At 65.4% G+C, this 11,795-nt stretch carries 8 protein-coding genes; 3 read left to right on the top strand and 5 right to left on the bottom strand.

Annotation, left to right across the window (positions count from 1 at the left end):
• Nucleotides 1-6: 6 nt before the first annotated feature.
• The 4 genes from ACN9MY_RS14320 to ACN9MY_RS14305 are packed head-to-tail and all read right to left on the bottom strand — an operon-like array spanning nt 7 to nt 5,642.
• On the bottom strand, nt 7-756 hold the full coding sequence (locus tag ACN9MY_RS14320) for a polysaccharide deacetylase family protein (protein ID WP_426337517.1): 750 nt from the start codon (nt 754-756) through the stop codon (nt 7-9).
• Nucleotides 753-2,717, bottom strand: coding sequence for a sialate O-acetylesterase (locus tag ACN9MY_RS14315; protein ID WP_426337516.1), 1,965 nt, complete (start codon nt 2,715-2,717; stop codon nt 753-755). Before ACN9MY_RS14315 ends, ACN9MY_RS14320 begins: the two co-directional genes overlap by 4 nt.
• The gene (locus tag ACN9MY_RS14310) at nt 2,717-4,081 is read right to left on the bottom strand and encodes a glycoside hydrolase family 27 protein (RefSeq protein ID WP_426337515.1); all 1,365 of its coding nucleotides are present in this window, start codon (nt 4,079-4,081) and stop codon (nt 2,717-2,719) included. Before ACN9MY_RS14310 ends, ACN9MY_RS14315 begins: the two co-directional genes overlap by 1 nt.
• Entirely contained in the window at nt 4,074-5,642 is a 1,569-nt protein-coding gene (locus ACN9MY_RS14305) for a GH39 family glycosyl hydrolase (RefSeq protein WP_426171583.1), read from the bottom strand. The genes ACN9MY_RS14310 and ACN9MY_RS14305 overlap by 8 nt, the downstream gene beginning before the upstream one ends.
• 182 nt (nt 5,643-5,824) lie before the next feature.
• Between ACN9MY_RS14305 and ACN9MY_RS14300 the strand changes: the two genes are divergently transcribed.
• From ACN9MY_RS14300 to ACN9MY_RS14290, 3 genes are read left to right on the top strand one after another with little or no spacing between them, the layout of a single operon-like run.
• The gene (locus ACN9MY_RS14300; protein WP_426337514.1) at nt 5,825-6,721 is read left to right on the top strand and encodes an alpha/beta hydrolase; all 897 of its coding nucleotides are present in this window, start codon (nt 5,825-5,827) and stop codon (nt 6,719-6,721) included.
• A gap of 22 nt (nt 6,722-6,743) precedes the next feature.
• Complete coding sequence (locus tag ACN9MY_RS14295; protein WP_426337513.1) at nt 6,744-9,092, top strand: TIM-barrel domain-containing protein; 2,349 nt, start codon at nt 6,744-6,746, stop codon at nt 9,090-9,092.
• On the top strand, nt 9,089-10,684 hold the full coding sequence (locus ACN9MY_RS14290; RefSeq protein WP_426337512.1) for a family 43 glycosylhydrolase: 1,596 nt from the start codon (nt 9,089-9,091) through the stop codon (nt 10,682-10,684). The genes ACN9MY_RS14295 and ACN9MY_RS14290 overlap by 4 nt, the downstream gene beginning before the upstream one ends.
• Here the strand turns inward: ACN9MY_RS14290 and ACN9MY_RS14285 are convergent.
• On the bottom strand, nt 10,681-11,514 hold the full coding sequence (locus ACN9MY_RS14285) for a galactose-1-epimerase (protein WP_426323193.1): 834 nt from the start codon (nt 11,512-11,514) through the stop codon (nt 10,681-10,683). The genes ACN9MY_RS14290 and ACN9MY_RS14285 overlap by 4 nt on opposite strands.
• Between the last annotated feature and the right edge of the window lie 281 nt (nt 11,515-11,795).

The raw sequence follows: 11,795 nt of genomic DNA, 5'->3' as shown, positions 1-11,795 counted from the left end.
CACTTTTTAAGGAGTAGATAAGCCTGCGCTGTCTTCCCAGCGCAGCGACACGACCTTGTAGCCGTTGTCACGGATTGCCTTTAACATCGCCGGCAGCGCCTCGCCCGTTGGCCCGTTCGCGTCATGCATCAGGATGATGCCGCCGCCGGCCTGTTTGAGGCGGTCCAGCAGCCGCGCCACCATGGAATCGACGCGCATGTCATTGGGCGCCCAGTCATCAATGCCCAGGTCGACCGATGCCACCGTCACACCACGATCCTTGAGGGCAGCCAGGATAGGCGGCGTCTCTTCCAGGTATGGAAAGCGGTATGCCGCAGGTTCATGGCCGAACACGCGTGCAAAAGCCTGCGTCCCCTTTTCAAGATCCGCCAGTTGCTCGGCGCCGGTCATCGATTTCAGCGACGGGTGGGCAAAGCTGTGCAGCGCCACGGCATGGCCGGCACGCTCGACGCGCAAACCAAGTTCCGGATACTTCGACAGGTTGGCGCCGGTCATGAAAAAGGTCGCCTGGGTACACTGCTGCGCAAGCACCTGCAATACCTTGTCGGTTGCCCCAGGCACCGGGCCGTCGTCGAAGGTCAGGACCACTTCGCCCTTCTGCAAAGGCAAGGGACCGTACTGGGCCGTCCCGTAGCGCGCATGTTCGCGCTTGAGCGTCAGGACGCGCGCAGTGCCCAGGGCATCCGGTGCGCAGGCGGACGCCGTCCCGGCGGCGGCCCACAGCAGCAGGACGGCCCGAAGTGCGGCGCGCATCATTGGAGCTCCATTTCAAAGGCGTTGGCGGGGATATCGTCAGCGCTGAACAGGTTGACGAAAGGCGCATCAGCCCAGGCGTAGCGCACCTTGTTCACGGCAGCGGTCGCGGCGTCCTTCAGCCGCACCGTGTCGCCCTCTGCCGTCGCCTGCGCATACCGGCACGCCGCCGGCCCGCACACTTCAAAGCCGATTGCGGTGTCGGAGGAGTATGTCCTCAAGCCGCCATTGGTGTTGACGAAGCGGACCAGGATGTCGGCTCCGCTGCGGCTGGCCGACACCGCCTCCGGTCCGCCTGGCGAAACCTTCTCGCCATAGGCAACGGCCCGGGCGGCCCGCGCCAGGCGCTCCCCGACGATCTTTTTCTGCGCCGGGTGAATATCGGAGCGGTCGCCATAATCGAACGTGACTGCCAGCCCTGCGTGATGGTCGTTCCGTACCACCACCGATTGCGCTTCACGCAGCTCGGCCCACCCCGAATTGCCCGGCCTGGTTGACACCGATCCGAATGCAGTCAGCTGGGCGACCAGGAATGGCAACTGCGGCTGGGAAAACGTCCGGCGCCAGTCCTCAAACAGCAGCGGCAGCAAAGTGCGGTACTCCTGGGCTGCTCCGGCGTTCGCCTCGCCCTGGTACCACGCAACCAGCTTGAACCTGTAGCCTTGCAGCGGTGCGATCATGCCGTTGTACAGGGTTGTCAGGCTGGTCGGCGGCTCCCACGGCGTTGGCGGCTGCGATGCGTTCACGTGGGAGCCAAGCTGGTACTTCCAGCGCAAAGGCAAGGGAATCCGTGCGCCGTCCGCCGTGCGCAGCATGCGCTGGTCCGGCGGGCTGACCAGGCCACCGCCATTATCGTCGTCCAACACCCGTACCGCGATGACGTTCTTGCCGGGTCTGAGCACGCCCTTCGGCACGGCGTATTCGCGCCCCGCCCACCAGTTGGTCAATCCGCCGACCCGCACGCCGTTGACCCAGGTCGTGTCGGCCGTGGCGATCTGCCCAAGCAGCAGCTGCGTGACTGCGCCGGCCTGCCGCGCATCAAGTTCGACCGTGGTGCGGAACCAGGCCACGCCGCGATGCTTGCTGATCGCGTCGATGCCGGACTCGCTCCAGCGCCGCCCCACTTCCATGGCCGGCCAACGGCTGTCGTCAAATCCGGGCCGGGACCACGCGCGCTGTGCGCGCGCAGCCGGATCTGCCTTGTCCCACCACGCCTCCTGGCGCTGCTCCTCGGCCTTCATTCCCGCCGCCACATCGGTTCCGTAAGCGGCGACCACATCGAGCGCCTGGCGGTATGCGGGCAACTTGCCCATCGACGGGCCACTGATCCAGCTCTGGATCGAACTGCCGCCCCAACTGGCGTTGACGAAGCCCACCGGCACGCTGTACTGGCGCTGCAGCGCGCGCGCCATGTAATAACATACCGCGGAGGCCTGGCCTGTGCTTTGCGGTCCCGCCACCTGCCACTTCGGGGCTTCACTGAAATCGTCGACGCGGACGGCGGAACTGTGGCGCACGATATTGGCGAAGCGAATGTTCGGATTGGCGGAGTACGCAATGTCCATCGGCGCATTGGTGGCATTGGCCACCGCCAGTTCCATGTTCGACTGGCCGCCGCACAGGAAGACATCGCCGATCATGATGTCGTCCAGGGTGCTGCCGCCGCCGTTCGAGCTCACGCTCAGCGTATGGGGGCCGCCGGCTTCCATGCCCGGCATTTCGGCGCGCCATTTGCCGGCGCTGTCCGCGCTGGCTTGCACCGCCTGGCTGCCCAGCCGTACCGTCAGTAGGGCCCCGGGGTCGGCTTTACCCCACACCGTAACCGGTTGGCCGCGCTGCAGGACCGCGTGGTCGCTGAATATCCCGGCAAAAGCCGGCGCCGCTGCCTCCGCAAGCGCTGGAGCGCCTGCTGCGAGCGCCATCGCACCTATGCTTGCAAGCAGCTTGAAGCTGGGAGCTTTCATCAGGCACCCACGCGCAGGAATACCGACGCATGCGGAGCCAAGGCCTGGCGGATACGCCCCCGCACCTGCCCGAGATCGGCGCGCCGCCACAGGTCGCGCACTGCGACGCTCTTGCCGCCGAGGTCCAGGCGGGACAGGTCGAAGTCAATCTCCACCGGGGCATCTTCCGTATTGAACAGGGCCAGGTACCAAGCGCGGTCGGAGCCATTCGGCCGGGCGGTCCAGATGCGGGTGCCGGCGTCGGCGCGATGCGGGCGATTGTCGCGGCTCTTCTGGTTCACAGCCAGCACTTCCGGGTTGGTCAGCAAGGCCAGCGTCGGCGCGTCCAGGTGCCGCAGGTCGCCGCCCATGATGAGCGGTGAGCGCGCGATACTCCAGAGTGTCATCAGCGTCTGCTGCTCGTCCGGGGTGAACTTCGTGTCGCGCGTATTCATCGCCAGCCGGCCGAGGGGCAGCATGTCCGCATCGGGCCAGGAATTTTCCGCCATGGTCGGGTTCCAGTTTTCAAGGCGCTGGAACTGTTCTTTCAGGAGCTTCCACTCGTCCCAGAAGTCGTCCGAAATGCGCCACATTTGCGCGTAGTGTGGAACGTGGGCGGCCCAGCGCAGGTCCATCTCGCCGGGCGACAGGCTGAGCGTGATGCCGCGTCCGGAAGCCTGGATGGCCTTGTGCGCGGCTTCGACTTCGGGCCAGTTGCGGTCATAGGGCCGCGACATGTCGTCCATCTTCACGAAATCCACGCCCCACGAGGCGTACAGCTTGAAGATCGAGTCGTAGTATTCCTGCGCGCCAGGCTTGCTCATGTCGATACCGTACATGTCGCCATTCCATTCGCAGACAGCCTTGGTGTCGGCGATATCCTGCGCATGCCAGCGCGTGCCGAGGATCGGGGTGTTCCTGCGCACGGCCTGGCGCGGGATGCCGCGCATGACGTGGATGCCGAATTTGAGCCCCATGCGGTGCATCTGGTCGGCCAGGGCCTTGAAGCCCCTGCCCTGCGCCGCCGACGGGAAGCGATTGGGAGCAGGCAGCAGGCGCCCGTATTCGTCCATGGTCAGCTCGGCGTCCTTGCGGTATTCATAGCTGTTGGCGTTCGGTTCATACCACTGGATATCGACCGTGAAGATGTCGTAGCCCGACGGCAGCAGTTTCTGCACCATGATGCGAGCGTTTTCCAGGGCCTGGGCTTCGGTGATGGTGGTGGCAAAAGAGTTCCAGCTGTTCCAGCCCATCGGCGGCGTCGGCGCCAGCGGTTTGCGGCGCACGGCCTGGGGAACAGCCGCGAACCCCACGGCGGGAAGTGCAGCCGAAGCTGCTGCGGCAACGGAAGTGGCCAGCAGTGTGCGGCGGGACAGGTCAATCATGGGTAATAGGCTCCAGCGTCACCAGTACCACGTCATTGCTGCGCATCGGTACCTTGAAATTGAAAGAACCTGACTTGCCGACCGTGACCACTCGGTCGGTCTCGGGCGCGTCTTTGGTCAGGGTGTTAAGTTGTTCGAGCTGCGCCGCTGTCAGCTTGTCGGGCGCGCCCATTTCCAGGTAGGCGGTATAGGCATCGTTGGCCTTGAAGCCGGTACGGCGCACCTGCAGGCGGTACTTGCCAGACTGCGCATGGCGGAACTGCACCTCGGCGGGTTCCGATGGCTTGGCCGGCTGCACGCGGCTGTAGAAGGAGCGGTTGCTCAAGTCCTGCTTCGGCTGCTGGAAGTCCCAGACAACGGCGCGCATTGCCTTGCCGTCGGTGGCCGCCATCACCTGGCCATCCTTGACCGGAATCTCCTTGCCGCTCAAGGCATGCAGGTATTTGTACGAGAAGTACGGCGCCTTGCGCACGCCTTGTGGATTCATCAGGCCGAAGCCGCCGTCGAAGGGCTTGTTCTGCGGCCCCGGTTCCTCGAACAGGTCGGTGTAGGTCCAGTAGCTCATGCCCTGCACCAGGCCCTTGGTTCCTTTCAGCTTGCTCAGGATGTAGGCGGCGCCGATGTAGGAATCATGCACCTTGTCGCGCGGGTTGTAGCTGGTGCTCCATTCGGTGAAATACAGCGGCAGCTGCGGATACTTCGACCCGGCGATCTGCCCGCGCACGCGGCGCACGTCGCCGATGATGGCGTCGGGCGACGGCGACAGCTTGGTATCCTCCACGCCCTTCTCGTCCAGGAAGCCGCTGTCCACGCCATAGGTGTGCGTGGTCACGAAATCGACTGCTGCGCCGCTCTTCGAAACATGGTCGAGGAACTCGGGCACCCAGGCCGCCCCTGCGGTGGAAGGGCCGCCCACACGCAGGGCCGGATCGATCGCCTTGATCGCCTTTGCGGTCACGTCGTACAGCTCGAAGTATGCTTTCTGGTCGGCGTGCTCCCAGAAGCCGTCCAGGTTCGGCTCATTCCACACTTCGAAGAACCAGCTGCGCACTTCCGCTTCGCCGTAGCGCTGCTGGCAATGCTTGACGAACGCCGTCACCAGGTCGCGCCAGCCTTTCAGCTCGGGATGCGAGGTATTGCCTTCCCAGTAGAAGATCTTCGCGTTCGATGTGGCCAGCGCCTTGGGCGTGAACCCCAGTTCGACGAAAGGCTTGATCTTGCGGGCCAACAGGTCGTCGTACAGCTTGTCGATGCCGCTCCAGTCGTAGACCAGCTTTCCATTCTCCTTTTTCACGGTCTGCAGCACGTCGTGGAAGATGGCATGGAAGCGGATGTAGCGGAAGCCGGTTTCGTCCACCAGGGTCTTCAGCTGCGCCATGCTGTCGTCGCGCCGCAGCGTGCCCGGGTAATCGGAACCGACCGACAGGTCGAAGAAGCGGTCAAGCGGCTGCTCCGCCCTCGCCGCATCGAGCACCACCTTGCGCGGCGCCGCGCTGGCAGCGGTGGTGACAAAGCAGGCCGCGCCCAGTGCTGCGAGACCTATACGTTGCAGGTGATTCATCCTTCCATGCTCCTCATTTCGACTGATAGACCGGGCGATGCTAGCACTGCAAAATCGTCGCGGGAACAGCTGGCACGCCTCTTGCGGTAAATCATTCAGCGGCTCGGTGATTTTCATAATTGCAGCGCCTCGGGCAGTCTGCAAAGATGGCCTGGTTTATCACAACGTAGGATAAAAAGACCATGCGATCCTGGATCATGGCCATGTTCTTCGTGGCCGCAAACGGCGCGTTCGCGCAAACCAGCGTCATTCCAGTCTGGCCGGAAGGCGTCCCCAACGCGCGCGCGCAGGCCGGCCCCGAGAAGGTCGACGGCGAACGCATCAGCAACGTCAGCCAGCCTACGCTGGCCGTCTACCCAGCCGCCTTCGACCGACCTTCAGGCACCGCCGTTATCATCTGCCCCGGCGGCGGCTACCAGTTCCTGTCCAATACGCGCGAAGGGCAGCAGTATGCCCAGTGGCTGTCCAGCCTTGGCATCACCGCTTTCGTCCTGAAGTACCGCCTGGCCGACTACGGCCACCCCGCCCCCTTGCAGGACGTGCTGCGCGCGATCCGCCTGGTGCGCTCGCAGGCGGCGAAGTACGGCATCGCGCCGGACCGCATCGGCGTGATGGGCAGTTCGGCCGGCGGACACCTCGCCGCCAGCGCTTCCACCCTGTTCAACCACCCTGCCGGCCGTACCGGCGGCCCCCTCGATGCCGTCAGCGCCCGTCCCGATTTCGCCATCCTGATGTACCCCGTGATCACGATGGAAGCGCCGGCTGTCCACGCCGGCTCGCGCGACGCCCTGCTGGGCGCCAAGCCATCCGCAGCCATGGTCCAGCTCATGTCGGTGGAAAAACAGGTCAGCGCCGCGACCCCGCCCACCCTGCTGATTCACTCGCAGGATGACGGCCTGGTCCCGGCCGACAACAGCATCCTGTACTTCCAGGCCCTGACACGCGCCAAGGTGCCGGCCGAAATGTTCATCTTCGAACACGGCGGCCACGGCATGGCCATGCGCACCGGGAACGGGACTGCCACCAACTGGACGCGCCGCGCCGAAGAATGGCTGCGCGACCGGAAACTGATTCCATAACATCGACAACACAGGAGCATCAATGAACGTGCATTACAAGCGCCGGACCATGGCGGCCGCAGTTTCCGCCGCCGCACTCGGCGCCGCCGGCATGGCCGCCGCAGCGCCGATCACCACCCTCGACCGCAATGGCGCCTGGGTCTCGGTAGAAGCCTACGGCCCGAACGTCGTCCATATCACCATCGCCGCCGACAAGGCCGAGGCGCTGAAAGGCCCCGGCTTCGGCATCCTGCCCAGGAATGCGGACAATGCAGCCTTTCGCCATACCAGCGGCAAGGACGGCGACAGCTTCACCTCCCCGGCGCTGAACCTGCGCATCGCCCCGGCGCCGCCGCCGCGCGTGCCGTCCCAGTCGGAAAAATACTTCGCGCCGCAACTGGCGCCGGTGGCGCTGCAGGTCCGCAACGCAAAGGGCGAGTTGGTGCTCGACATGACTGGCTGGGAGCTGTCGCCGCAGACCGTCAACACCGAAAAGACCTACCAGGCCGGCGCCAGCTTCAGCGCCCCGGCCGACGAGCATTACTACGGCATGGGCCAAAACCAGGAGTCGACCGGCCCGCTGGACCTGCGCGGCCGCGTCCTCGACTGCAAGCACTGGTATGACGCCCCTGCCGGCGAAACCGTGTGCGTGCCGTTCATGGTCTCGTCCAAGGGCTACGGCATCGTCTGGGACAACCCCTCGGCCACCCGCTTCGTCGCCGGCGTCAACGGCCGCACCTCCTTCCAGTCCAACGTCGGCGAACGTGTCAGCTTCTTCGTCATCACCGGCAGCACGCCGGAGGAAATCTATTCCGGCTACGCCCGCGTCACCGGCAAGACCCCGATCCCGCCCAAGGCGGCTTTCGGCCTGATCCAGTCCAAGGCCCGCTACGACAGCCAGCAGGAAGTGCTGCGCGTGGCGAACACCTATCGCCAGAAGAGATACCCGCTCGATATCATGGTGGTCGACTGGTTCTACTGGACCCGCATGGGCCAGCTCGACATCGACCCGGCGCAGTACCCGGCCCCTGCCGCCATGAACAAGGAGTTGCACGACCTGGGCATGCAGTCCATCGTCTCGGTGTGGCCGCGCTTCGAATCCTCAGGCCGCTACTTCAATGAACTCGATGCCAAGGGTTACTTCCTGAAGGACAAGGACGGCAAGACCGTCGACGGCCTGCCCTTCCGCTCCGACCGCACCGGCGCCCTGATCGACGCCACCAACCCGGCCGCGCGCCAGTGGTTCTGGGAGCGCGTGCGCGACAACATCCTGTCGCAAGGCTTCGACTACCCATGGCTGGACGAGACCGAACCGGACCTGGTGCCGGATGGCTTCTTCTACTCGATCGGCAGCGGCGACCGCTATCGCAACCTGTTCCCGCTGCTGCACGTGGAAGGCGTACAGCAAGGCATGCGCGCCTGGCAGCCCAACAAGCGCGCCCTGATCCTGTCACGCGCCGCCTACCTCGGCTCGCAGCGCACCGGCGCCCTGTTCTGGTCCTCCGACATCCACCCCTCGTGGGAAGCCCTGGCGCGCCAGGTGCCGACGGGACTGAACATGACCGCCTCCGGCATCGCCTACTGGGGCAACGACATCGGCGGCTGGCAATGGCTGCCGCAATCGACCAAGGCCACCAGGGCGCCGCTGGTCGATCCGCGCGGCGCGGAAGCAACCATCGGCCAGAACCACGACTATCCGGAACTGCTCACCCGCTGGTTCCAGTACGGCACCTTCCTGCCCACGCTGCGCCTGCACGGCGACCGCAAGCACGCGGAAATCTGGGAGTTCGGCCAGCAGGCCGAAACCATCATGGCGCGCTACGACCGCCTGCGCTACCAGTTGATCCCCTACATCTACAGCCAGGCCAAAGCCACCTGGGACAACGGCGCGCCGTTCATGCGCCCTTTGTGGATGGACTTCCCGAGCGACCCGCAGGTGGCCAATATCGGCACCCAGTACATGTTCGGTCCCGCCTTCCTGGTCGCCCCGGTGACCGAGCAGGGGCAGACCGAGAAAGACGTTTACCTGCCGGCCGGCAGCGACTGGTACAACTTCTGGACCAACGAGAAGCTGGCCGGCGGGCGCTGGGTGCGCGTCGCCGCGCCGATCGACCAGATCCCGGTCTTTGTGCGCGCCGGCTCCATCGTGCCGCTGGGCTCCGACATCCAGTCCACCGCCAGCAAGCAGGCGATCGCCGAAATCCGGGTATACCCCGGCAAGGATGGCCAGTTCGCCCTGTATGACGACGATGGCGTCTCGTACGACTACGAAAAAGGCAAGGGCATGCTGGCGAAACTGGCATGGAACGACGCGGCCGGCCGCCTGGCCGTGAGCGGCGACAGCGAGCTGTCGCGCAAGTCGCCGGCCATCACCAAAGTAGTGGGCAAATGAGCCGGGACCGCCGCAGCCTGCTCAAGCTGGCCCTGGCCGGGGCCGGCGCGGCAACCGCGCCCCTGGCCGGCGCGGCGCCGTGCGGCCGCCCCGGCTCGGCCCTGCAGCCCGCCTACGGCACCGAAGGCCAGCGCAAGGCGGACCTTGGCAACGGCCTGTTCATCAACCCGATCGTGCCCGGCGACCACCCCGATCCCACCATCCTGAAGGACGGCCACGATTACTACATGACGTTTTCGTCCTTCTACTCCTACCCCGGCGCCGTGATCTGGCATTCGCGCGACCTGGTCAACTGGGCGCCCATCTGCGCCGCGCTGACCAGGCCGATCGGCTCGGTGTGGGCAATGGACCTGGTCAAGCATGGCGGCCGCTACTTCCTGTACATCCCGGCCGACGACAGGATCTTCGTGATCCATGCCGACAATATCCGCGGCCCCTGGAGCGACCCCGTCGACCTCAGGCTGCAAGGCTGCATCGACCCCGGCCACGCGGTCGGCGAAGACGGCAAGCGCTACCTGTTCTTCAACGGCGTGCGCCGCATCGCGCTGGCGGACGACGGCCTGTCCACAGTCGGCGCGCTGGAACACGTCTACCATCCCTGGCGCTATCCGGAAAACTGGGTGGTGGAGATGTTCGCTCCCGAGGGGCCCAAGCTGTTCCGGCGCGGCGAATGGTTTTACCTGGTGGCCGCCGTCGGCGGCACCTCAGGCCCGCCCACCAGCCATATGGTCACGGTGGCGCGCTCGCGTTCCATCCACGGTCCCTGGCAGGACTGCCCCGGCAACCCCATCGTCCGCACCCGCAGCGCCGACGAACCCTGGTGGTCGCGCGGCCATGCCAGCATTGTCGAAGGACCTGGCGGCGACTGGTGGATGATTTACCACGCCTACGAAAACGGCTTCCGCACGCTGGGCCGGCAGGCCATCCTCGAACCCATTGAATGGACCGGCGACGGCTGGTTCCGTGCACGCGGCGGCTCGCTGGACAAGCCCTTGCACAAGCCGAAAGGCGGCAGCGCCTCGCCGGCCGGCCAGGCGCTGTCCGACGACTTTTCCAGCAACAGGTTCGGCGTCCAGTGGAGCTTCTTCGCGCCCGGCCCCGAGGAAATGCGGCGCGCCCGGTACGACGGCAAGGGGCTGGTCATCAAGGGCAAGGGCAGTTCGCCGGCCGATTGCTCGCCCCTCACCTGCATCGTCGGCGACCGCGATTACGAAGTGTCGGTGGTGCTCGATATTGCGGAAGGCGGGCAAGGCGGCCTGCTGCTGTACTACAGCCAGCGCGGCTACTGCGGCATCGGCTTCAGCCCCACCGAGATGTTCACCCACCACTACAGCGAAGAGCAACGCTGGATGCGGCAGAAAATCGCGGCGCGGACCATCCACATCCGGCTGGCGAACCGCGCCAATATCATCACCTTCCACTACTCCAGCGACGGCGTGGCCTGGACCCGGCATCCATGGCAAATGGAAGTGTCGGGCTTCCACCACAATGTGTTCGGCGGCTTCATGAGTCTCAAGGTCGGCATTTACAGCGCCGGCGCCGGCGAAGTCAGGGCGCGGCAGTTCACCTACCGCGGCCTGAAACCGGCCTAGGCCTGCAGCGTGAGCCGGTAGACCGTGGTCTGCCGGTAGACCTGCCCTGGCGACACGATCACGTGCGGCCAGGCCGCGCTGGCAAGCTCGGGACGGGCTTGCGCCTCGACGCTGAAACCGCCCTGGTGGCCGGCGCGGAACTGCACGGCAGCCTCGGTGGTCTGGACCTGCAGGCAGCGCCCCGATCCCGGATCGACGATGCGGGCCACGGTGCGCAGCGGCCCCTGGCCGCCGGCAAAATGGCTGCGCACGAACAGGCTATGGTTGAAACCGCCCCGCCCGCAGATCTGGCTGTCGGGCCAGCGCAGGCGCGCCCCGATCGGCGCCGGCTGGCGGAAGTCGAACGCCGTCCCGGCCACCGCCGCCACGCCGGAAGGCATGCCGTCCGCGTCCACCTCCACGTAGTAGTCGGCATCGATCTGCACCATATGGTCGCCGACATCGGCGATGCCGCCGTTCAGGTTGAAGGTCGGCCAGGCTGCCAGGTCGAGCGGCGTGGGCGCCATGGCCACCACTTCATGCTCCACGCTCAGGCAGCCGTCATCGTCCAGCCGGTATTTCGCCAGTTGGGCCACCGCGCCGCCGCCTCCCGTGCGCAACAGCGTCACGCCGCCGTCTGCGTGGCGTCCCTGCCACAGCACCGGGTTGGCAGCGCCCTTGGGCGCCAGCAGCACGTCGGCCATGCGGCCATAGCGGTCTGGCGCCCGCCAGGACCACAAGGCGGCATCGCGTTCGGTAATCGTCGCCACCATGTCGCTGGCGTTCCTGAGTGTAAACAAGCGGTATTCGTCCGCCTCGGGCGCGGTGCCTGAAAAACGTTTGGTCATCATTAAAAGATCGGGCTTCCTGTGCACACCATTGGCACCATGCCATTCTGCAATCCGGCGCATGGCGATTCAATTACTAAAATCACCAAGCCATCGAACGATTCTGGCCAAGAGCGCTGCAAGGGGGTTTCCGGCGCCCCGGAATCGGCAATAATGCCAGCGCAGCCTCGGGGAGACGGGCAAGATCCGCCGTCATATGTCAAATTTGATATAGCTGAACGCAAAAGTGTTATTGGAAATGGCAAGGCCCCTTCGCCTACGATCTTCCGATACCGATTCCAAAA

Source organism: Pseudoduganella sp. R-31 (genome assembly GCF_049913235.1).
In the GTDB taxonomy this organism is placed as follows: domain Bacteria; phylum Pseudomonadota; class Gammaproteobacteria; order Burkholderiales; family Burkholderiaceae_D; genus Rugamonas.
The sequence above is the reverse complement of the archived record's forward strand: the minus strand, read 5'-3'. Positions and strand labels throughout refer to the sequence as shown.

Coding starts and splice junctions, on each gene's coding strand:
- ACN9MY_RS14305 (WP_426171583.1), bottom strand. CDS start 5,642: ATGAATCACCTGCAACGTATAGGTCTCGCAGCACTGGGCGCGGCCTGC.
- ACN9MY_RS14300 (WP_426337514.1), top strand. CDS start 5,825: ATGCGATCCTGGATCATGGCCATGTTCTTCGTGGCCGCAAACGGCGCG.
- ACN9MY_RS14285 (WP_426323193.1), bottom strand. CDS start 11,514: ATGATGACCAAACGTTTTTCAGGCACCGCGCCCGAGGCGGACGAATAC.
- ACN9MY_RS14290 (WP_426337512.1), top strand. CDS start 9,089: ATGAGCCGGGACCGCCGCAGCCTGCTCAAGCTGGCCCTGGCCGGGGCC.
- ACN9MY_RS14295 (WP_426337513.1), top strand. CDS start 6,744: ATGAACGTGCATTACAAGCGCCGGACCATGGCGGCCGCAGTTTCCGCC.
- ACN9MY_RS14315 (WP_426337516.1), bottom strand. CDS start 2,717: ATGAAAGCTCCCAGCTTCAAGCTGCTTGCAAGCATAGGTGCGATGGCG.
- ACN9MY_RS14310 (WP_426337515.1), bottom strand. CDS start 4,081: ATGATTGACCTGTCCCGCCGCACACTGCTGGCCACTTCCGTTGCCGCA.
- ACN9MY_RS14320 (WP_426337517.1), bottom strand. CDS start 756: ATGATGCGCGCCGCACTTCGGGCCGTCCTGCTGCTGTGGGCCGCCGCC.